At 58.0% G+C, this 19,621-nt stretch carries 21 protein-coding genes and 1 pseudogene; 17 read left to right on the forward strand and 5 right to left on the reverse strand.

The window, feature by feature from the left end:
• The first annotated feature begins 1 nt into the window (after position 1).
• From HRH33_RS08770 to HRH33_RS08820, 12 genes and pseudogenes are all read left to right on the forward strand, one after another.
• Positions 2 to 475, forward strand: coding sequence for a phage tail assembly chaperone (locus tag HRH33_RS08770; RefSeq protein WP_173603416.1), 474 nt, complete (start codon positions 2 to 4; stop codon positions 473 to 475).
• An 89-nt stretch (positions 476 to 564) separates the two neighbouring features.
• Positions 565 to 1,737 carry a phage tail sheath subtilisin-like domain-containing protein gene (locus HRH33_RS08775; protein WP_173603417.1) on the forward strand — a complete coding sequence of 391 codons (1,173 nt, stop codon included), beginning with the start codon at positions 565 to 567 and terminating at the stop codon, positions 1,735 to 1,737.
• Between the two features lie 13 nt (positions 1,738 to 1,750).
• Positions 1,751 to 2,254 (forward strand): phage major tail tube protein, encoded by a 504-nt coding sequence (locus HRH33_RS08780; RefSeq protein ID WP_173603418.1) that lies wholly within the window; start codon positions 1,751 to 1,753, stop codon positions 2,252 to 2,254.
• A gap of 14 nt (positions 2,255 to 2,268) precedes the next feature.
• A pseudogene (locus HRH33_RS26675) lies at positions 2,269 to 2,550 on the forward strand (phage tail assembly protein); the annotation flags it as partial.
• Between the two features lie 45 nt (positions 2,551 to 2,595).
• A complete protein-coding gene (locus HRH33_RS26680) occupies positions 2,596 to 2,880 on the forward strand; it encodes a phage tail assembly protein (RefSeq protein ID WP_244962438.1) in 285 nt (94 codons plus the stop codon).
• Between the two features lie 140 nt (positions 2,881 to 3,020).
• Positions 3,021 to 5,504 carry a phage tail tape measure protein gene (locus tag HRH33_RS08790; protein ID WP_173603420.1) on the forward strand — a complete coding sequence of 828 codons (2,484 nt, stop codon included), beginning with the start codon at positions 3,021 to 3,023 and terminating at the stop codon, positions 5,502 to 5,504.
• Between the two features lie 9 nt (positions 5,505 to 5,513).
• A complete protein-coding gene (locus tag HRH33_RS08795) occupies positions 5,514 to 6,359 on the forward strand; it encodes a phage tail protein (RefSeq protein WP_173603421.1) in 846 nt (281 codons plus the stop codon).
• Positions 6,334 to 6,540, forward strand: a complete 207-nt coding sequence (locus HRH33_RS08800; RefSeq protein WP_173603422.1) for a tail protein X — start codon at positions 6,334 to 6,336, stop codon at positions 6,538 to 6,540. The genes HRH33_RS08795 and HRH33_RS08800 overlap by 26 nt, the downstream gene beginning before the upstream one ends.
• A gap of 68 nt (positions 6,541 to 6,608) precedes the next feature.
• Entirely contained in the window at positions 6,609 to 6,926 is a 318-nt protein-coding gene (locus HRH33_RS08805; RefSeq protein WP_173603423.1) for a hypothetical protein, read from the forward strand.
• Positions 6,927 to 6,996: 70 nt separating this feature from the next.
• Positions 6,997 to 8,040, forward strand: a complete 1,044-nt coding sequence (locus HRH33_RS08810; protein ID WP_173603424.1) for a phage late control D family protein — start codon at positions 6,997 to 6,999, stop codon at positions 8,038 to 8,040.
• Between the two features lie 63 nt (positions 8,041 to 8,103).
• Positions 8,104 to 8,667 (forward strand): glycoside hydrolase family 19 protein, encoded by a 564-nt coding sequence (locus HRH33_RS08815; RefSeq protein WP_173603425.1) that lies wholly within the window; start codon positions 8,104 to 8,106, stop codon positions 8,665 to 8,667.
• Positions 8,649 to 9,191, forward strand: a complete 543-nt coding sequence (locus HRH33_RS08820; protein ID WP_173603426.1) for a lysis system spanin subunit — start codon at positions 8,649 to 8,651, stop codon at positions 9,189 to 9,191. Before HRH33_RS08815 ends, HRH33_RS08820 begins: the two co-directional genes overlap by 19 nt.
• A 54-nt stretch (positions 9,192 to 9,245) precedes the next feature.
• Here the strand turns inward: HRH33_RS08820 and HRH33_RS08825 are convergent, their stop codons facing one another.
• Positions 9,246 to 9,581, reverse strand: coding sequence for a GrlR family regulatory protein (locus tag HRH33_RS08825; protein WP_173603427.1), 336 nt, complete (start codon positions 9,579 to 9,581; stop codon positions 9,246 to 9,248).
• 254 nt (positions 9,582 to 9,835) lie between these two features.
• Between HRH33_RS08825 and HRH33_RS08830 the strand changes: the two genes are divergently transcribed.
• On the forward strand, positions 9,836 to 10,630 hold the full coding sequence (locus tag HRH33_RS08830; RefSeq protein ID WP_173603428.1) for a DNA adenine methylase: 795 nt from the start codon (positions 9,836 to 9,838) through the stop codon (positions 10,628 to 10,630).
• Between the two features lie 124 nt (positions 10,631 to 10,754).
• Here HRH33_RS08830 and HRH33_RS08835 read toward each other — a convergent pair whose 3' ends face one another.
• Positions 10,755 to 11,504 carry an SOS response-associated peptidase family protein gene (locus tag HRH33_RS08835; RefSeq protein ID WP_173603429.1) on the reverse strand — a complete coding sequence of 250 codons (750 nt, stop codon included), beginning with the start codon at positions 11,502 to 11,504 and terminating at the stop codon, positions 10,755 to 10,757.
• A 101-nt stretch (positions 11,505 to 11,605) separates the two neighbouring features.
• On the opposite strand from HRH33_RS08835, the gene HRH33_RS08840 reads away from it, so the two are divergent.
• Both HRH33_RS08840 and umuC read left to right on the forward strand, forming a co-directional pair.
• Entirely contained in the window at positions 11,606 to 12,031 is a 426-nt protein-coding gene (locus HRH33_RS08840; protein ID WP_044286813.1) for a LexA family protein, read from the forward strand.
• Positions 12,024 to 13,298, forward strand: coding sequence for a translesion error-prone DNA polymerase V subunit UmuC (umuC, locus tag HRH33_RS08845; protein ID WP_173603430.1), 1,275 nt, complete (start codon positions 12,024 to 12,026; stop codon positions 13,296 to 13,298). Before HRH33_RS08840 ends, umuC begins: the two co-directional genes overlap by 8 nt.
• 176 nt (positions 13,299 to 13,474) lie before the next feature.
• Here the strand turns inward: umuC and HRH33_RS08850 are convergent, their stop codons facing one another.
• Positions 13,475 to 14,311, reverse strand: coding sequence for a hypothetical protein (locus HRH33_RS08850; RefSeq protein WP_173603431.1), 837 nt, complete (start codon positions 14,309 to 14,311; stop codon positions 13,475 to 13,477).
• A gap of 737 nt (positions 14,312 to 15,048) precedes the next feature.
• Here HRH33_RS08850 and HRH33_RS26380 point away from each other — a divergent pair.
• Positions 15,049 to 15,267, forward strand: coding sequence for a hypothetical protein (locus HRH33_RS26380; protein WP_167416534.1), 219 nt, complete (start codon positions 15,049 to 15,051; stop codon positions 15,265 to 15,267).
• A gap of 95 nt (positions 15,268 to 15,362) precedes the next feature.
• Here HRH33_RS26380 and HRH33_RS08855 read toward each other — a convergent pair whose 3' ends face one another.
• Positions 15,363 to 16,550: an MFS transporter gene (locus HRH33_RS08855; protein WP_034096502.1), complete on the reverse strand. Its 1,188-nt coding sequence runs from the start codon at positions 16,548 to 16,550 to the stop codon at positions 15,363 to 15,365.
• Between the two features lie 503 nt (positions 16,551 to 17,053).
• On the opposite strand from HRH33_RS08855, the gene mqo reads away from it, so the two are divergent.
• Positions 17,054 to 18,700 carry a malate dehydrogenase (quinone) gene (gene mqo / locus HRH33_RS08860; RefSeq protein WP_034137420.1) on the forward strand — a complete coding sequence of 549 codons (1,647 nt, stop codon included), beginning with the start codon at positions 17,054 to 17,056 and terminating at the stop codon, positions 18,698 to 18,700.
• 69 nt (positions 18,701 to 18,769) lie between these two features.
• Here mqo and HRH33_RS08865 read toward each other — a convergent pair whose 3' ends face one another.
• Complete coding sequence (locus HRH33_RS08865; protein WP_034137421.1) at positions 18,770 to 19,618, reverse strand: LysR family transcriptional regulator; 849 nt, start codon at positions 19,616 to 19,618, stop codon at positions 18,770 to 18,772.
• Positions 19,619 to 19,621: the final 3 nt, after the last annotated feature.

The following is a 19,621-nucleotide window of genomic DNA, read 5'->3' on the forward strand; positions in this document are numbered from 1 at the left end:
CATGATCAACAAAACCAAAGGTGCTTCCACGATCTATTACAGCGCCAAGGACTGTGGCTTTGTGTTCCTTGCTGAGCGGGCAGCCTATGACGCAGCAGGCACGTGGCCGAGCGATGCCATTGAGGTGACCGAGGAGGAATGGCGGATGTTCGGCCAGCAACCACCACCGCCCGGTATGCGGCGTGGCAGTGATGACCAAGGCCGACCGGCATGGGTTACGCCCAAACTCACCGTTGAGGAAGCTACCGCACATGAGCGTGCCTGGCGAGATCGGCAGTTGAGCGGCTCTGACGCGCTGGTGACCCGTCACCGCGATGAACTGGAGGCTGAGCGCGACACCACTCTGACCGCAGAGCAGTATCGAGAGCTGCAGGCGTTCCGATTGCTACTGCGTGACTGGCCTGTGGCCGAGCATTTTCCTGATGTGGAACACCGCCCGGTCGCTCCGTCATGGCTCACTGACCAAACCGAATAACGCCCCGCATCGTCGGGGCGTTTTTGTATCCCCCGATCAACCCCTAAGCCCCGCCAACGCGGGGCTTCGCTATTTCTGGAGACCGCACAATGAGTGCAAGCGGATTTTTTCACGGCGTCACCGTGACCAACGTCGACACTGGCACGCGGCCTATCGCGGTGCCGTCATCGTCCATCATTGGTTTGTGTGACACCTTCACGCCTGGCCCTGACGCAAGTGCGTTGCCCAATCAACTGCTGCTGATCACCCGCGAAAGCGAAGCCATCGCCGCCTGGGGCGCAGACGCGGCGATTACCAAGGCGGTCCAGGCTATCTACGTTCGCTCTAAGGCAGTGATCGTCGCCTGTGGTGTGGAGAAACTGGCGGATGCTGCAGCGCAAACATCAGCCATCATCGGTGGCGTTTTGGCGAACGGCACCCGCACCGGCATGCAGGCGCTGCTCGATGGCAAGAGCCGCTTCAACGCACAGCCTCGCTTGCTGGCCGCTCCGAAGCACACCGCCACGCTGGCGACCGCGACGGCGCTGGTAGCGCTCAGTGAAAAACTGCGCGCCCTGGCGATTATCGACGGCCCCAATACCACCGACGAAGCGGCCATGGAGTACCGCGAGAACTTCGGCAGCAAACGCGTGTTCCTCGTCGACCCTGGTGTGAAGTTCTGGGACACCGCGCTCAGTGCCACCATCGACGCACCCAGCTCTGCCTGGGTCGCCGGGCTTTTCGCCTGGACCGATTCGGAGTACGGCTTCTGGGCCTCGCCGTCGAACAAGGAATTTGTTGGCATTACCGGCACCGGCCGTCCCATCGAGTTTCTGGACGGCGACGAGACCTGCCGGGCAAACCTGCTCAACAACGCGCAGATCACCACCATCATCCGTGATGACGGTTACCGACTGTGGGGCAACCGTACCTGTTCCAGCGATCCGAAGTGGGCGTTTGTCACCCGCGTGCGGACCATGGACATCGTCATGGACGCGATCCTTTACGGCCACAAATGGGCGGTCGACCGCTCAATCACCAAGACCTACGTCAGCGATGTCACCAACGGCCTGCAGGCGTTTATGCGTGACCTGAAGAATCAGGGGGCGTTGATCAACTTCGAGGTGTTTGCCGACCCGGAGTTGAACACGGCCAGCCAGCTGGAGCAGGGCAAGGTGTACTGGAACATCCGCTTTACCGACGTACCGCCGGCGGAAAACCCAAATTTCCGGGTCGAGGTCACCAACCAGTGGCTGACCGAAGTCCTCGATACCAACGCATAAAGGAGAGCCGCAGATGGTTCCGCAAACGCTTTACAACATGGCTGCCCACATCGATGGCGTCAGCTTTGCCGGGGATATCACCACTGTCACGCTCCCCAAGCTGACCTTGAAAACCGACGAGTTTCGCGCCGCAGGAATGGACGCCCCGATTGAGATGGACCAGGGCATGGAAAAGTTGGAAGCCAGTTTTGCCGGCAAAGGCGTGCGTGCCGAAGCCATGAAGTTTTACGGCCTGGCTGACCAGACTGCTTTCAACGCGGTATTCCGTGGCTCCTTCAAGGGGCAGAAGGGCGCGACAACAGGCGTCATCGCGACCATTCGCGGAATGCTCAAGGAGATCGATGGCGGTGACTGGAAACCGGGGGATTCAGCCGAGTTCAAGTACGCCGTGGCGGTCAGCTATTACAAGCTCGAAGTGGCGGGGCGGCTGATGTACGAAATCGATCCGGTCAACTGCGTCCGGGTCATCAACGGTGTGGACCAACTTGCCAGCGTCCGTCGCGACCTGGGCCTGTAACGGAAACGTATCCTATGAAAAAGCTGAAAACACTCAACGAGCTTCCGTCCTGGCTCACACTTGGTCCTGATAGTGCGACGGTCACGCTGTCGCGTCCATATGATATCGATGGCGACAAGGTCGACGGGTTGACCCTGCGGGCGCCGTTGTTGCGTGAAGTGCGTGCCTCGGACGCTATCGGCGGTGACGACGCCGTGCTGCGTGAAATGACTATTCTCGCGTCCCTCTCGGATGTCGGTACGAAGGATCTGGATGGGCTCAAACTGACGGATTACGCACGCTTGCAAGCCGCCTACGGGCAGTTGCTGCGTGACACGGGTATATCCGACGACGAAGGCGCAATGCCCGCGTGGCTGGTGGTTGATCTCGAACGCGCAATCGTCACGCTGTCCAGGCCCTACGAGATCAAAGAGATGAAGGTCGACCGCCTGACCTTGCGCGCTCCTACTGTGAGTGACGTCCGTGCCGCGACGTCTGCTTCCAATGGTGACTACGATCAGCGCGACGCAATCATCCTGGCCAACCTGACTGAGTCCGACATCAAGGATATGGAGGGGCTCAAGCTGACGGACTACCAGCGGCTGCAGGCCGCCTACTTTCGCCTGGTGCAGGATGACGGGGTTTAACGCCTCCCTGCAGAAGCAGGTAGCGAAGCGCCTGGCTACGGAGTTCAACTTCGCGGCCAGCGAAATCGAGTCTATGCCTTTTTCCACGATGATCTGGTGGCTCACGGATTGAGCCCCGCATCCCTACCTGGAGTGTTCTTATGGCAAACAACCTGGCGCTCGGCCTGGTCATCGGCGGCGTCGTCAGCTCCACGGTCGGCGCTGCCTTCAAGGATGTCGAAGGCCGCATCAAGAAGCTTGGCGAAACCGGCACCAAGGCCCGTGTGCTGCAGAGCACCATCGGCGACACCATCCGCTTGCGGGACGAATGGAAAAAGGCCCACGACACCGGTGCCGCCTCGGCTGACGGCCTGCTGCGAAAGCTGGAAGGCAACCTCAAAACCCTGAAAGAGCAGGGTATTGAGGTTGGAAAACTGCGTAAGGAGTACCAGGCCCTCGGCCAGGTAGCGCGTGGCGCCGAACTCAAGGCGCTGGGGCATACGCAGATCCAACAGGGCAAGGAGGGCATGAAGAACTCCCTCGGCAAAGCGACGGCGCTTGCTGCATCGTTGGCGATTCCGACCAAGGTCTCTGGCGATTACCAGGCGCAAATGCGTCAGATGTCACTGTGGGCTCATACCGCCGGTACGGATGAAGAGGCCGCGATGACTGAGGCGATCAGCAAGGTAGCCGCAGACAAAGGCATGAGTCAGAAGCTGCTCGCTGGTGCTGTTGGCGCATTGATCGAAAAGGGCGTCGAGTGGAAGGAATCCACTAGTTACGCCGGGCAGATCGCCGATCTCATCGACGGACAGGGCATGGAGCCCGAAACCATCGCAACCTTGATCAACTCCTTCAAGGAGGCCGGTGTTAAGCAGGCAGATATGGGGGCCATGCTGGGACAGGTTGCGGCGGCCGGTGATATCGGCGCATTCGGTCCAAAAGACATGGCGCGGTATCTGCCGTCCATGCTCGGCAACATCAAACGCCTGGGCATGGAAGGCCCTGAAGCTGTGCGCTTCCTCGGTGCCAGCCTGCAGTCGCAGTTCTCGCAAACCCAGGACGCGGCGGCAGCGGCCACCAACATGGACAACCTGCTCAACGCCGTGATCAGCAGCACCAGCCAGGAACGGTTTGCCAAGGAAGGTTACGACCTGGCCGGCTCGATCCTCGCCGCGACCAAAAGCGGTAAGGCGGCGAACCCGGTGGACGCGTTCATCATGCTCAGCGAGCAACTGATCAAGAAACAGGATCCGGCCAAGGCCAAGAAGATCGAGGCGCTCAAGGCCAAGATCAAGGCTTCGGCGGATGGTAGCGCAGAGGAAGAGCAGGCCATGGTCGCCCTGACCGAGGCGGCCGGGCTGGCGAATATCGTCAGCGATCAGAGTGCCAGTGCGGGTTTGCTCGCGCAGATCAAATACGGCGACAAGATCAAGGCTGACATGTCGACCATCAAGAAGACGGATGGTAAGGCCAAGATCGAGGCGGATGCGGCGAAGGCTCGTGAGACGTCCAACCGGAAGTGGGCAAGCGCTACGGCCGGTATTGAATCGTCGATGACACGTATTGGTGATGCGGTGCGGCCGCTGACGGACATCGTGGCGGATGGGCTGGCGAAGGTTGCGTACGGGCTTGGAGAGCTGGCAGGGAAGTTCCCGACTGTCATCAGCGGTGCGACGGTGCTGGCAGCCGGTGTCGTCGGCTTGGGCGCTGCGATCAATGCAATCAAGATCGGCAAGGGATTACTGAACGTTGGGCGTGGTTCGTTGATGGGCAACCCGAATGTGATCCAGCGGGTGTTCGTTACCAACCCCTCCGGCGGCGCTGGTGGGATTGATGGTGGAGATGGGAAGCGGCGCCGTGGCAAGGGTAAGCGTGGGCGCGGTGGTCGAGGGGCTGCCGCCAGCACTGCTGCGGCTGCAGCTCCGCTTGGCGCTACTGCTAGTCGTTTCGCGCCCAAGGCTATGATGGGCAAGGGGCTCGGGTTCGCCAAGGTCGGGGCGCCTATGGCGCTGATCGAGGCTGGGTTGATCGCTGCTGATACCTACCAGAATGCAGAGACCCGCGACGAAAAAGCCGAAGGCTACGGCAACGCTGCAGGGACATTGGCCGGCACGCTGGCTGGTGCTGCTGCAGGTGCGGCAATTGGTTCGGTGGTGCCCGTGATCGGCACCGTCGTCGGCGGGTTGATTGGTGGGTTCCTCGGTAGCTGGGGCGGCGGTGAGCTGGGCAGTGCGGTGGGCAAGGCTGCCTTCGGTGGACAGGATAAGCCGATTGAACGCTTGGCTCAGCCCTCACCGCTGCTACTACCGAAGCCCAGCGGACCAGGCATTACACGGTTTGCGCAACTTGCGCCGAGTTCGGCTGCCGGTCCGTTGATGGGGGACGTTGCCCGTTCGTTGACGACGGGGCCATCAACCGCAGCAGTGCCTGCATTGCTCAGTGCCGGCGCTGCCGCGAAGCCGGATCCTGCTCGCGTTGAGCAGGCCTGGACGTTCGCCCCAACCATGCCCGTGACAGTGCAGGGCGACGTCAAGGATCCACGGCAACTGGCGCAGGAAATGATGCCGTACATGCGTCAACTGTTCGAGGAGTTCAGCCGGGAACAGGCGCGGCGCAACTTGTTCGATGCCCCTCACGTTTGAGGAATTCTCATGGCTTACATGGAGCAACTGCAATCCGGCTTCAAATCCCTGGTCCAGGCCGGGGAGGCAGGCCGGCATAGCATCGACGGCATGATCGGGCCGGTGAACGGTGCTATTGGCGAAATCACCGGGGCGGCTGATGAACTCTCCAGCATTCCCGGTGTTCCGCCGGACGTGGGCGAAAAGCTGCAGCGGGTGATGCGCGGGATTGATGCGGCGCAGTCCAAGGTCGGCGCGGTCTTGTCGACCTACAGCAAAACGACCCATGCGATATCGGCCATTGATGAGCGCCTGGGCACCTTGAAAGAACAAACCGCCCGGGCCAGCACGGCGATCAACCAGATGGCGGGCAAGGTCAGCCCAAGCCTGGCGAACATCTTGCCCACCAGCGCCTTGGCGCCGAACGCTACACCTTTGGCGGAAGCAGTGAAGCCGTTCCCGCATCTATTGATCCTGCAGCCGCTGCAAACCAACGCCCAGCCGTTCTATTTCAACCTGGACACGGCGGCGTTCGACGAACTGCGCCGGCAGACGGAATTCCGCTGGGCCTCGCAAGAGCGCCTCAGTCGTCGACCGGCGCAGCAGGCCGTGGGCATGGGGGAGGAGAAACTCAGCCTAAAGGGTGCGATCTTCCCCACGTTCAAAGGCGGCCTCAAGCAATTGGACACCCTCCGTTCCATCGGTGCCCAGTTGCTGCCGTTGAACCTGACCACCGGCTACGGCGTAGTCCTCGGCACCTGGTGCTTGCGCAGCCTGGAGGAAGAGCAGGGCGCGTTGCTAGCTGGCGGGATCCCGCGCAAGCAAACCTTTAGTTTGGAGTTCACACGCTATGGCGATGATATGCAGAACGTCTGACGGCGACCTGCTGGATACGTTGTGCTATCAGCATTACGGGCACTTGAACGGTACGGTCGAGGCGGTGTTGGCGACCAATCGGTTGCTGGCGGATGAGCCGCAGCCGTTGCGGGCAGGCTTGTTGATCAACTTTCCTGATCTTCCTGAGCCCATGGATGAGCAGGTGCAGTTGTGGGACTGATGGCTCGTTGCCCATAAAATCGGCACGCTGATAGACTCCCTCGCTTATTTGCATGCATGGAGTCTTCTATGGAAAGAGTCAGCGAAATTCGGCTGGTTAAAAGGAGTTTTTGGAGCGAGCTTAGCTACCGGTCAAACTGGTTTATCTTCGGTCTGATCGCTTGCATTCTTTTGGCGTTCATTCCTATTGTTGGTTGGTTCATGGCTGCCGGCGTATTAGTGGCGATGGTGTGGAAAACCTTCGGCCTCAGGGAAAGGCAAAAGGTCGGAGATTGTCCTGTTTGTACCCAAACGCTGCTGATTGAGTCCAAGGTTGAAGGGATCGATTGCCCTGTGTGCCAAAGCTACGTCGAAATTAATGACAACAAGCTGGTAGTCGAGAGCTGATATCGCGTACCGCTACACCAGATCAAGCCCTGCCATCGTGCGGGGCTTTGTCGTTTTTGGAGGTTTACTATTGAAACCAATCTTTCGAATTGTCGCTGACGGCGCTGACATAACGGCGCTGATCAACGACCGTTTGCTGTTGTTGCGTACCCTCGACAAGCCCGGCATGGAGTCGGACGAGTTCGAGCTGCGCATTGATGATCGCGACGGCGCCGTGTCCCTCCCCAAAAAAGGGGCGGCGATACAGATCTACCTAGGCTACGACAGCAAAGCACTGACTCGCCTGGGTCGCTACACGGTCGACGACATCGAGGTCTCCGGCCCGCCGGACACCCTGGTTATTCGCGGCAAGGCCAGCGACATGCGCGGCAGCGGCAAGACCACCCGCAGTGGCAGTTGGGAAAATGTGCCGCTGTCCAAGATCGTCAGCGACATTGCCGCTCGCAACAGCTGGAAACCTCAATGCCCGGTTGCCACGGTGGTACCTCGGGCGGACCAGTTGAACGAGTCAGACTTCAACTTCATCACCCGACTCGCCAAGGATCACGACTGCACGGCCAAGGTCGCCGATAGCAAGCTGCTGGTGCTGCCTCGCCAAAGCGGGCAGACCGCCAGCGGTAAGAGCCTGCCAGCGGTCACCATCCGACGCAGTGAGGTCAGCCGCTGGCAATTCCGCTTCACCGACCGTACCACGCAGAAAGCCGTCAAGGCCAAGTACCAGGACAAGAAGACCGGCGAGCTGGTCAATCTGATCCTGGACAACGACGACGCGCCTGCCGGGTTGCCGCCGGTTCATACCGACCGGCATATCCATCCGAACAAATCCGCTGCAGAGCAAGCGGCCAAGGCCCGTCTTGCGGCGTTCAACCGCTCGACCGCCGAGGTTCGGCTGGAGATGGTTGGGCGCACCGATCTGTTTGTTGAACGGCAGATCAACGCGCAGGGCTTCAAGGACGGCTTGGACGGTGAGTTTCTGGTCGATTCGGTGGAGCAGGTATTCACCCAGTCCGGTTGGAGCACCACTGTGGAATGCAACGCAGGGAAGAAGGGTAAGGCCAAGGTGGCCGGAAAGAAAACGAAGAAGTCCAAGGAGGTTAAAGTCCTGGAGCTGTAACCGACCGTATCTGCTTCAACACCCGCCGCCATCGAGCGGTCTTTTTTTGCCTGGGAAAAAGCGATGTCCATTACCGAGCAACAACTCCAACGCATCATGCCCAACGCCCGCCGCCAAGCGGGCGTTTTTGTATCCGCGCTAAACGCGGCCATGACCAATCGCAAGATCGATACACCCAAGCGCCAGGCAGCCTTCCTCGCCCAGGTCGGCCATGAGTCCGGCCAGCTGCAGTACGTGCGTGAACTGGGGAGCGATCAATACCTCAGCAAGTACGACACGGGCCCGCTGGCGGCGAAGCTGGGGAACACGGCGGCAGCCGATGGTGACGGCCAACGGTATCGCGGCCGTGGGCTGATCCAGGTCACCGGCCACGACAACTACCTGCGCTGCAGCTTGGCGCTGTTCGGCGACGAACGATTGCTGCGCACGCCTGAGCTGCTCGAGCAGCCGCAGTGGGCGGCTGAGTCAGCGGCGTGGTTCTGGTCGGTGAATGGGTTGAATGCGCTCGCGGATCAGGAGCAATTCAACACCATCACCCGGCGGATCAACGGCGGGCTCAACGGTTTGGAAGATCGTTTGCAACTGTGGGCCAGGGCGAGGGTGGTGTTATGCGTCTCTTCGACCTGATCCCCACGCAATACCGGATTGCGGCGGTCGGCCTGCTGCTGGTGATGTTGGCCGCCGGATCGGCTGCCCTGGCCTGGACCGCTCAAGACTGGCGCTATGGCAAGCAATTGGAGCACCAGGCCCGGCTCCATGCCGACACCCTCGGCGAGTTATCCCAAGCCGCTGCCACCCTGCAGCGCAAAGAGCAGGACAAGCGCTTTGCCCTGGAGCAGCGCCTGCACAACAACGACGAAACACACCACAAGGAATTGACCGATGAGCAAACGAAGCAGGCTCGTCTGCGTGATCGCCTGGCTACTGCTGATCTGCGGCTGTCAGTCGTTCTCGCCGCCACCGAAACCACCGGCAACTATGCAGTGCCAACCACCACCGCCACCGGCCGCGTGGTTCATGGCGCCACAAGAGCCCAACTTGACCCAGCGCATGCTCAACGAATTATCGGAATCACCGATGCCGGCGACCGAGGATTGATCGCCCTGCGGGCCTGTCAGGCTTATGCGAGAGACATTTCCCGCAACTTGTGAGTCGAGTGTTGGTAAGGCAGATAACCTTAAAAGGTTATCTGCCGAAGAGAGTTACTACACGGCAGGGGCAATTTTACTTCCTTGTAAAGTTATTTCTATGTGAGGTGCGCCCTCTACAGTGCCTGATAATGAGATTGTTCCATTTTCATAATCGATATTGCCAGCCGCATTCAATGTGTAGTTGTCGAGGCCGGTAACGTTAGTATTGCCCTCGCGCCACATGCTGACTCTGAATTGCCCTGTGAAGGGCCCTGAAACGGTAGGGACGGCCCCTTGATAGAGATAGTTTGGGTCTCCGCCGTTAGCTGATCCGTTTTTGATTACAACAAGGCCGCCGCCATTATCTGGGCGGTTCGATCTAAAGTTTACTGAAAATATACCGTTCGACATTTCATACTCCTAGTGTGATGGCGTATTGATGCTAGCTGATTGTTATGAATATGCAATTTTCTAGGGGAGAGATAAAAAACGAAATGTAACGATATGTTTGATTTACAAAAAGAGCGATCCAATTAGATGCGTCAACATCTAAATGGATCGCTGTCCCGCAGATTACCCCTGCAAGTCCAGCCAAGGCTCCTGCTTCGTGCACAAAGCGGAGCGAGCCTAGCACTGTTTATCCATACAGCAAAGGTCTTGCTTCTATGTCTACACCCATCGTCCCATGGATGGGCGGCAAACGCCGTCTGGCCGACCGCCTTATCCCGCTCTTCCCACCCCACGAATGCTACGTCGAAGTCTTTGCCGGCGGCGCCGCGCTCTACTTCATGCGTCCCCAGGCCGCGCCGGTTGAAGTCCTCAACGACATCAACGGCGACCTGGTGACGCTCTACCGCGTTGTGCAGAACCACTTGGAAGAATTCGTGCGCCAGTTCAAATGGGCACTCAGTTCTCGACAGGTGTTCGAATGGCAGAAAATGACCCGCCCTGAAACCCTTACCGATATCCAGCGCGCCGCCCGATTTTTCTACCTGCAGCATCACGCCTTCGCCGGCAAGGTGACGGGGCAGACCTTTGGCACCGCGACCACTGGCCCGGCTATTAACCTGCTTCGGATCGAGGAGAACCTCTCTGCCGCATGGCAGCGCCTGTCCGGCACTTATGTTGAGAATCTCCCCTGGATTGATTGCGCCGAACGTTACGACCGACCGCACACTTTCCATTATATGGACCCGCCTTACTGGCAAACCGCAGGCTATGGCGTCGACTTTCCTTTTGAAAACTACGAGCGAATGGCCGACTTCATGCGGCGCTGCAAAGGCAAGGTTATGGTCAGCATCAATGACCATCCCGATATCCGCCGGGTGTTTGAAGGCTTTCACTTCGAGACGGTAGATATCCGATACAGCACAGCCAACCAGCGCCAAGGCAAAGCCGAGATCAGCGGGGAGTTGGTAATCATGAATTGGGAGCCGGCAGCGTTGGGTGGGCTGTTCTGATAGGCGCCGCCGTTTTGAACCGGTGGCGCGTTGCCCTCACTGAACTAAAGTTGCCCCTGTAGCTCGTATTGCAGTCTTTTAACCTCACATTGGGTAGCGGATGGATAAGCAACTTGCGGGTTTTTCATTTCTGCTTACCCTGGTGTGGATCTCTGCAGTCGCCTTCGTGATGTGGTACCTGAGCTGACCTGTCTGGCTCAATCAGTTCAGGGCCCTGATTTCTAACATTCCCTACGGTCTTGCCTACGGGAAACCATTCAAACTCTTCCGTGGGTTGGCACCGCTTCTTTGCAATCTCCTCCGCTCGCGATGGGGTTATGCCGGGATCAAGCCACTCGTTGGCATGCTCTGGCGTCAGCACCAAAGGGCGCCGGTCGTGGATATCGACCATGCCCTGATCGCTTGCGGCGGTGATAATGACAAAACCATCGCCCTCATGAGGCTCCAACCCTGGATTGACCTGGGCAAGCGCTCCGAAGAACATCGGGCGCCGGCTCTTCAGACGGATGAAATAGGGCTGCTTCTTCTTCGGGTCGTCTGGGTCTTTTACCCATTCATACCAGCCTTCACTGGGCACAATGGCCCGGCCATTCGGCCAGAGCTCTTTGAAGAACTTCCCGGTGGTGACCGTCTCGACCCTAGCGTTAATCGGATCCGGACGTTTTCCCTTCGCCCAGAACGGTGCCCATCCCCATTTCACTGCATCGATATGCAGCCCATCCTCAGCTGTGTGTAGAACCTGCACCCGCGTTGACGGTGCCACGTTGTAGCGATCAATAGGCTGAGCGTCATACCCGCTGAACAGCTCTATCTGCGGGCTCAGCTCTTCAATGAAGATCGCCATTCCTTCGTATTGCACGAATCGCCCACACATACGCACCTCTCCGCTTGTCGAAATTCCCTACAGAAAAATTGACCGCAAGCGTCCTACAAAGTTAACTGTACATTCATACAGTAATTGTAAAAGGCCGCATCATGAGCTTCACCATTCTAGGTCCCATCGCTGAGGTCGGCGCGAAGTTGCCGTTGTGCTCGTTCCAGGTTCCGGCCGGTTTTCCTTCGCCGGCAGCGGACCATATCGAGCAGCACATCTCATTGGATGAGGTCCTGAATATCCGTGCGCCCCACGTGTACCTGGTGGCGATCACCGGTGAGAGTATGCAGGGCGTCGGGATCTTCGATGGTGACCTGGCCGTTGTAGACCGTGCCATTGAGCCGATCCATGGGCATGTGGTCGTGGCACTGCTGAATAATGAGCCCGTCTGCAAGCGCCTATGCAAGCGCGGCCGGGAGGTGGTCCTGCTTTCCGAAAACCCCAAGTTCCCGGCACGCTACGTTCTCGAAGGCGACGAACTGTCGATCTGGGGCGTGATCACCAGCACAGTGCGCAGCCATGTCTAAGCAGCCAACCTTCGCACTGATCGACTGCAACAGCTTCTATGCCAGTTGCGAGCGGGTATTCCGGCCAGACCTGGCGAAGGTGCCCATCGTGGTGCTGAGCAATAATGACGGCTGTGTCATCGCCCGCAGCTACGACGCAAAGCCCTTCATCAAGATGGGCGAGCCGTATTTCCAGATCAAGCACAAGCTCAAGCAGCACGGCATCGTCCCGTTCTCCTCCAACTATGCACTGTACGGCGACATGAGCGAGCGCGTGATGAGCCTGATCGAGGCGATGGTGCCGGCGGTGGAGGTGTACAGCATCGACGAGGCGTTCGCCGACCTGACTGGTATCGGTGAGCTGGATGCTTTAGGCCGGCAGATTCGCGCTCAGGTGCTTCGTTGCACTGGCATCCCTGTCGGTGTAGGTATCGCTCACACAAAGACCCTGGCGAAGCTGGCAAACCACACCGCGAAGCGCCTGCAGTCCCAAACCGGTGGGGTGGTCAACATCACCGACCCGGTTAAGCGTGACTGGGTCCTGCGCAATACGGACGTGGCGGAGGTGTGGGGCGTCGGCCGCAAAATGAAACTCCATCTTGATGCCATGGGTATCAAGTCGGCTATGGACCTGTCCAAGGCTGACCCGTGGACGCTTCGTAAGAAGTTCAGTGTAGTGATCGAGAAAACGGCCAGGGAGTTGGGGGGGGCGCCTTGCCTGGAACTGGAGGAGCCGGATCCACCGAAGCAGGAGATCTGCTGCAGCCGCATGTTTGGCATGAGGCTTACGGAGTTGGCACCCATCAAGGAGGCTGTAGCCACCTACATGATGCGTGCCTCTGAGAAGCTCCGCGCTCAGAAGTCGCTGTGCAAGAAGGTGCGTGTGTGCATCCGCACGGGCATGTTCAATCCGGAGGAGGCGAAGTATGCCAATGGGGTGGTGGTGGATATGCCGTATCCCACCGACGACGTGCGGCTGCTTACTCAAGCAGCGGTGGGTGCGCTTGATCGGATATTTCGATCAGGTTTTAAGTACAGCAAGGCTGAGGTGATGTTGCTGAACCTCTGCCAGCCTGGTGAGTACACCGATGATTTGTTTGCAGTATCACAGCCGGCTGAGGCAACGAGGGTGATGACAGTCATGGACCAGATCAATGAGCGATGGGGTAGGGGCACGCTGCGTTCGGCTTGTGTGCCGGCAGTTCCTGATTGGGGAATGCGCCGCGATATGATGAGCCAAAGTTATACGACGAAGCTTGATCAGCTCTGGTCTGTCGCCTGTATGTAGCGGCGGCTTTCGGTCAATTGCATCCCCTTGGGAAAATGGCTGACGCCTCGCCACCAAGAGTGGCAACCGCCCGGAGAGTTGGGGTCGAAGCATTTTTTCAATAATGGTGGTCTGACCCCTATTTCCTCTCTATTTCCTCCGCTTTCATTTATTAATAAAAGCTATGTGGTTAGTTTTTATATCGGGGGCGGTGCTACGATGGCTGCCATTAGTGCTTCCAAGGTAAAGCGTCTATAAAATTTTATAAAGCTAAGATAAAAAATATAAGAAAGTGTGCTTAGTGTGATGAGAGTGATAATGATGCTTTGAGGTTCTGCTTGGCTATAAGAGAGGTGCCAGGCTGCTACCCAAAATAATATGACTAAGTATAAGGTTAAAGTTCTCATTAAGCCGAAAAGCGCGACGTAGTTTTGCATTTTAGGTGCGTGGTTTTTGGAGTTCTCTAATGCGTAGTGATAGATGAAAAGGAAGTAATTTGTTTCTGTTATTGGTTCTGTAGGCGGGGATTTTAATCCGCTTGAATTCGACATTATCAAGGCAATTTTTTGTTTTGTGATTTCTTTCATCAAGGGATCAAGTTCTTTGTTTAATAGGTTTTTTATGCCGAGTACATAGTTAAAGAAAAAATCTATGGCGCTAATTGGGATTAGCAATAACGCTATTATGCTTCGGATGATATTTTTTTTAATGCTTTCGTTTCCGGTGGTAAAGTAGTTGTTTTGATAGAAGCCTAGTAAAGTTTTCGAGGGGAAGCCGTACATCCAATTAAGATGTTTCTCTACCGTGATAGCTGAAAGAAAATTTATCAGGTGTCCACTGATGTAGGCAAGTAATATCAGTGGGGTATAAAGTTCAATGCCTTTTAGATCTGAAAGGTTAATGAATTTAATTAGTGTGCTTTCTCTAATGGTTGTGTGTGAACCTACACTGATTAGTAAATAAACAAAAAGCGAACCGGGTACAAAGTACCCAAGGAAATCGTAAAATGAGAAAGGGTTTTGTTTGACTTCCATTCTTATTGTTCCATGCCAGTCTACAGAGAGTTCGGGTGACGTTTAGCGTAGCACCGTATGCCGGTACCGAAATCAGTTCTATTTGCCGAAAAAGAAGCTGCGAGCAATTTCGGTGCTCAATTCGTCTGAGATGAGGCCCAATGGATGAGGCACCGTTGTGAGACAGGGCCTCGAATGCAGCATCGAGTTTCGGTGAAATGAGCATATCCTTAGCATTCAAGTAAATGGAAATTTGGCGGCGGCTACGCCATTGCTGAACAAGAGTCGGATAGAGTTGTCATAAGTACTCTGACCATTGGGTTCATGGTGGATGGATTAATAAAGGGTCCCAACCAGTGGTTAATGACGTGATTTTCACTCGCGGCTTCGAGCTTGAACGTTACTAAACAGCTGTTGCTAAATAATTGCTACATGGAGAAAGTGTGGAGCGGCGGTAGGCAAGCAGCGCGGAGGTAGTGGCGATTGGTCGGTCCAATCCATCATCGGGGCGATGGAGAAGCGGCGGGAGAGTGGAGCGGGTTGTAAGAGCATGGGGGGATCTGAGTCAGCGAGGCGAATGGGGCGCAGTTTATCAGGGATGCATCCGAAACGTTGCGCGTTCAAGAGCCTCGTCTCCGTCCGGCAGGAGCCTGAACCCACCCTGTCGCGCATTAAAGTTTCATTATCGTTTCTGCCCGGTAGGTCTACGATCTGCTCAAGCGAGGACCGCCGAGCCTCCAGCCCCTAGGGAACCGAAAATGACTTCAAGCCTTGTCAAAGTCGTGTTGATCGCCGGTGCGTTGCTGTTGAGCGCGTGTTCATCGTCTTCTGCTGTCAACAGCGACCCGTGTTTTTCAGGTGGGTGCCAAGCCTTTGGCGACCACAGCCCCAACAAAGCCGCCAAGATGAATTTTGGCGGCAGTGGGTTGGGGAGCAGTTATGGGGAGTATGGGGCGGGGTTGTTGCATGACGATTGATGGGGTGGTGGGTCAGTCAGTTGTGTATTGACTGGCCCATCGCTATCGGGGGCAAGCCCCCTCCCACAGTTTGATCTCCAGCGGAGCGGGTGGCGTTAGTGGCCGCCTTGCATGCGGCGGGCGATCAGGTAGATGCCCAGGCCGACCAGTGCGGTGGCGGCGCCGATGTAGCCGGTGCTGGTCCAGCCGTACCCGGCGGTGATCGCCATGCCGCCGAACCATGGCCCCAGGGCGTTCGCCAGGTTGAATGCCGCATGATTGGAGGCCGCTGCCAGGCTGGGGGCTTCGTGGGCGATGTCCATCAGGCGGATTTGCAGCGGTGCGGCCAGTGACACCATGGTGCCGACCAGGCCCATGCTCAGCAGTACGCCCCATAACGAGGATGCGGCGACGGGGAAGAACAGCAACACCGCCATCGACCACACCAATATCAGGCCCACCGCGCGAAATTGCAGGCGGTCGAAAAGCTTACCGCCGGCGATATTGCCGATGATCCCGCCCACACCGAAGGCCGCCAGGCCGAAGGGGATCCACTGGGGCGACACCTTGGTCACTTCCAGCATGGTCGGCGCCAGGTAGCTGAATACGCAGAACATCCCGGCAAAGCCAATGGCGCCGATGGCCAGGGCCATCCAGACCTGGGGTTTGGTGAAGGCGCGCAGTTCTTTGCGCGGGTCGCTGCGTTGTTCGTCATGGCGGTGGGGCACGAACTGCCAGACCAGAGCGATGGTGCACAGAGCAATTGCACTCACCAGTGCGAACGCCGAGCGCCAGCCCAGGTACTGGCCGAGGAAGGTGGCGATGGGGTTGCCCAACAACATGGCCAGGGTCAGGCCCATCATCACGCGGGCCACGGCGCCGGCGCGTTTGTCGGTGGGCACCATGCTGGAGGCCACCACGGCGGCAATGCCGAAGTAGGCGCCATGGGGCAGGCCGCTGATAAAGCGAAACGCTACCAGCGAGCCGAAGGTCGGGGTAAACGCGGTGGCCAGATTACCCAAGGCGTACAGCCCCATCAGCAACAGCAACATGTGTTTGCGCAGCAATTTGGCGCCGAGGATCGCCAGCAGCGGCGCGCCGACCATTACGCCCAACGCGTAAGCGCTGATGGCGTGGCCGACCTGGGGTTCACTCAAGTTCAGGTTATGGGCGATGTCGGGCATCAGGCCCATGATGGCGAATTCGCCGGTGCCGATTGCGAACGCGCCCACGGCCATGGCCGCTTCCATTTTGGCGGCACTGCGCGCGGGCAGCACATGCCCGGGTGTTTGCTGGATAGACATGAATCGCTCTGTTTTGATGAAGGGCACGAAAGACAGCCGCCGATGCTACGCAAGCAACGACGAAGGTGTCTAGAACAGCCATTTGCACCAGAGTTCCCGCGCGATTGCCAGGCTGTGACCCCACGTCGCGCCCGTCAGGCTTGACACTGTGGCCGATCCAGCGCGCTAAAGCGGTTGTTTTGGCGTTGTCAATTAGCCAAACAGCGCATAACGGCCTTTTGCCGTGATATTCTGCGCGCCGTCCTGGTCTGGTCTGTTCCCGCAACGTATTCCTGTATACGTTGCGACGGGCGGCTGTCGCCGGGTAGCTGAAGCCAATAATGATAAGAAGTCAGCGCAGAAGGGACATAAAAGTGAAGTCGATACGTCGGCTTTGTGTGCCCACCCTGCGACCCTGAAATGACTGTGCACACCTTGCGGTGCGTTGCCTGGCGCAGCGCGATGGAAGCGTGCCCAGGCGCAGGGGCTGCGGGGCGGATGGCGTTTTATCATAGGTGCTACGGATGTTTAAGAAAGTTAACACTGCCCTGCTGGGGCTGGCGTTGTCGATGGGGATCACGACTGCGCAAGCGCAAGAGCCCAAGAAAGTCGATGTGCTGCTGATCGGCGGCGGCATCATGAGCGCGACCCTCGGCGTATGGCTCAACGAGCTGGAGCCGGATTGGTCGATGGAGATGGTCGAGCGTCTCGACGGCGTCGCCGAAGAAAGCTCCAACGGCTGGAACAACGCCGGTACTGGCCACTCGGCCCTGGCTGAGCTGAACTACACCCCCGAAGACAAGAACGGCAACGTTGAGATCCCGAAAGCGGTCGAGATCAACGAAGCGTTCCAGATCTCCCGTCAGTTCTGGTCCTGGCAGGTCCAGCAGGGCGTGCTGAAGAACCCACGTTCGTTCATCAACTCCACACCGCACATGAGCTTCGTGTGGGGCGATGACAACATCAAGTTCCTGAAAAAACGCTACGAAGCCCTGCAGGCCAGCCCGCTGTTCGCCGGTATGCAGTACTCTGAAGACCCGGCGCAGATCGCCAAATGGGTGCCGCTGATGATGGAAGGGCGTGACCCGAACCAGAAAATCGCGGCCACTTGGACCCCGATCGGCACCGACGTGAACTTCGGCGAAATCACGCGCCAGTTCGTCGCGCACCTGCAAACCACTCCGAAGTTCGATCTGAAGCTGTCCAGCGAAGTGCAGGACATCACCAAGAACGATGACGGTTCGTGGCGCGTCAGCTACAAAAACCTGAAAGACGGCACCAAGACTGAAACCGACGCCAAGTTCGTGTTCATTGGCGCTGGCGGCGGTGCACTGCACCTGCTGCAAAAGTCCGGCATTCCTGAAGCCAAGGAATACGCAGGTTTCCCGGTGGGTGGCTCGTTCCTGGTGACCGAGAACCCGACCATCGCCGAGCAGCACCTGGCCAAAGCCTATGGTAAAGCTTCGGTCGGCGCGCCGCCGATGTCGGTGCCGCACCTGGACACCCGTGTGCTGGATGGCAAACGCGTGATCCTGTTTGGCCCATTTGCGACCTTCTCCACCAAGTTCCTGAAGGAAGGTTCGTACCTGGACCTGCTGACCAGCACCACCACCCACAACATCTGGCCAATGACCAAAGTCGGTATTCGTGAATACCCACTGGTCGAGTACCTCGCCGGCCAACTGATGCTGTCCGATGACGACCGCTTCAAGGCGCTGCAAGAGTACTTCCCGAACGCCAAGCAATCCGACTGGCGTCTGTGGCAGGCCGGTCAGCGCGTGCAGATCATCAAGCGTGACGAAGAGCAGGGCGGCGTCCTGAAACTCGGCACCGAAGTGGTCAGCTCCGCCGACAACACCATCGCTGGCCTGTTGGGTGCATCGCCAGGCGCGTCCACCGCGGCTCCGATCATGCTGACCGTGCTGCAGAAAGTGTTCAAGGACAAGGTCGCCACCCCGGCCTGGCAGGAAAAACTGCACCAGATCGTGCCGAGCTATGGCACCAAGCTGAACGACAGCCCGGAAGCGGTTGCCAAGGAATGGGCCTACACCGCCGGAGTCCTGCAACTGACACCACCGCCTGCAATCCCACAGCGGACGGCACCAACGGCTACCGAGGCTGCCAAGCCTGCGGGCGAGCCAAGCAAACCGGCATCTGACCTGGCGCTGTAAAAAATGCTGTAAGACACAAAAAAGCCCGCTGAACCGGTAACGGTCAGCGGGCTTTTTTGTGGGCATCTGTCAAAGGGTGAAGCCCTGCTTTAACTGCTCATGCAGATCGAGCGCCAGGTAGTTCGCGCTATCGGACAGCAAGTAGAGATGGTGGCGTGGCAGTTCGGGCAGTTGCACCCCTGGAATGTTTTTAGTCAGCCCGGCGCTGATGCGACTTTCTTCGATCATGCCCACGGCCAGGCCGCAGCTGATGGCCGCCTCCACTGCCGTGGAGCTCGCGCTTTCCAGTAGCACCCGGTAGTAGGTGCCGTTGTCCTTGAGCACCCGCATGGCCGAGGCGCGGTAGGGGCAACCGTTCAATTGCACGGCGATTGGCAGCGGCGCCTGTTCGGGTGTTCTGAAATCTTCGGAAACCACCCACACCGGTTGTATCGACCCCAACAGCTCCCCTTGTTCCAACGGCTGAGCGCTGACAATCAACGCCAGATCGATCTGCTCACGGCTGAACATGGTGAACAATTCACCACTGGATCGGGCTTCGACTTCCAGTTCGAGCAGCGGATTGTCGGCGATCAGTTGCGGCAGGAAGTCCCGCATAAAGGCCGGTGCGTAGGAGTCCGGCAAGCCCAGGCGAATTTTCCCCTGCATGCGTTGTGGGGTCAGGGAAGCGAGGAGTCGGTCATGGCTCTTGAGGAAGTCAGTGGTTTCGCTGAGCAGCTTCTTGCCATACATCGTCAGCTCCACGCCCTGATTGCTGCGAATGAACAAACGCTGACCGATCAACGCTTCGAGCTTCTGGATCTGCGTGGTGACCGTCGAGGCGCTGCGGTGCACATGTTGGGCGGCTTCGTTGAAGCGCCGAAAACGGGCCACCGCATGAAAGGTGCGCAGCAGGTCGACATTCAATTGTTTGCTCATGAT

It is taken from the genome of Pseudomonas rhodesiae, assembly GCF_013285305.1.
In the GTDB taxonomy this organism is placed as follows: domain Bacteria; phylum Pseudomonadota; class Gammaproteobacteria; order Pseudomonadales; family Pseudomonadaceae; genus Aquipseudomonas; species Aquipseudomonas rhodesiae.

Bases quoted from the DNA above. Each gene is read 5' to 3' on its own strand.
- HRH33_RS08770 (WP_173603416.1), top strand. From the start codon at position 2: ATGATCAACAAAACCAAAGGTGCTTCCACGATCTATTACAGCGCCAAG.
- HRH33_RS08775 (WP_173603417.1), top strand. From the start codon at position 565: ATGAGTGCAAGCGGATTTTTTCACGGCGTCACCGTGACCAACGTCGAC.
- HRH33_RS08780 (WP_173603418.1), top strand. From the start codon at position 1,751: ATGGTTCCGCAAACGCTTTACAACATGGCTGCCCACATCGATGGCGTC.
- HRH33_RS26680 (WP_244962438.1), top strand. From the start codon at position 2,596: ATGCCCGCGTGGCTGGTGGTTGATCTCGAACGCGCAATCGTCACGCTG.
- HRH33_RS08790 (WP_173603420.1), top strand. From the start codon at position 3,021: ATGGCAAACAACCTGGCGCTCGGCCTGGTCATCGGCGGCGTCGTCAGC.
- HRH33_RS08795 (WP_173603421.1), top strand. From the start codon at position 5,514: ATGGCTTACATGGAGCAACTGCAATCCGGCTTCAAATCCCTGGTCCAG.
- HRH33_RS08800 (WP_173603422.1), top strand. From the start codon at position 6,334: ATGGCGATGATATGCAGAACGTCTGACGGCGACCTGCTGGATACGTTG.
- HRH33_RS08805 (WP_173603423.1), top strand. From the start codon at position 6,609: ATGGAAAGAGTCAGCGAAATTCGGCTGGTTAAAAGGAGTTTTTGGAGC.
- HRH33_RS08815 (WP_173603425.1), top strand. From the start codon at position 8,104: ATGTCCATTACCGAGCAACAACTCCAACGCATCATGCCCAACGCCCGC.
- HRH33_RS08820 (WP_173603426.1), top strand. From the start codon at position 8,649: ATGCGTCTCTTCGACCTGATCCCCACGCAATACCGGATTGCGGCGGTC.
- HRH33_RS08825 (WP_173603427.1), bottom strand. From the start codon at position 9,581: ATGTCGAACGGTATATTTTCAGTAAACTTTAGATCGAACCGCCCAGAT.
- HRH33_RS08830 (WP_173603428.1), top strand. From the start codon at position 9,836: ATGTCTACACCCATCGTCCCATGGATGGGCGGCAAACGCCGTCTGGCC.
- HRH33_RS08835 (WP_173603429.1), bottom strand. From the start codon at position 11,504: ATGTGTGGGCGATTCGTGCAATACGAAGGAATGGCGATCTTCATTGAA.
- HRH33_RS08840 (WP_044286813.1), top strand. From the start codon at position 11,606: ATGAGCTTCACCATTCTAGGTCCCATCGCTGAGGTCGGCGCGAAGTTG.
- umuC (WP_173603430.1), top strand. From the start codon at position 12,024: ATGTCTAAGCAGCCAACCTTCGCACTGATCGACTGCAACAGCTTCTAT.
- HRH33_RS08850 (WP_173603431.1), bottom strand. From the start codon at position 14,311: ATGGAAGTCAAACAAAACCCTTTCTCATTTTACGATTTCCTTGGGTAC.
- HRH33_RS26380 (WP_167416534.1), top strand. From the start codon at position 15,049: ATGACTTCAAGCCTTGTCAAAGTCGTGTTGATCGCCGGTGCGTTGCTG.
- HRH33_RS08855 (WP_034096502.1), bottom strand. From the start codon at position 16,550: ATGTCTATCCAGCAAACACCCGGGCATGTGCTGCCCGCGCGCAGTGCC.
- mqo (WP_034137420.1), top strand. From the start codon at position 17,054: ATGTTTAAGAAAGTTAACACTGCCCTGCTGGGGCTGGCGTTGTCGATG.
- HRH33_RS08865 (WP_034137421.1), bottom strand. From the start codon at position 19,618: ATGAGCAAACAATTGAATGTCGACCTGCTGCGCACCTTTCATGCGGTG.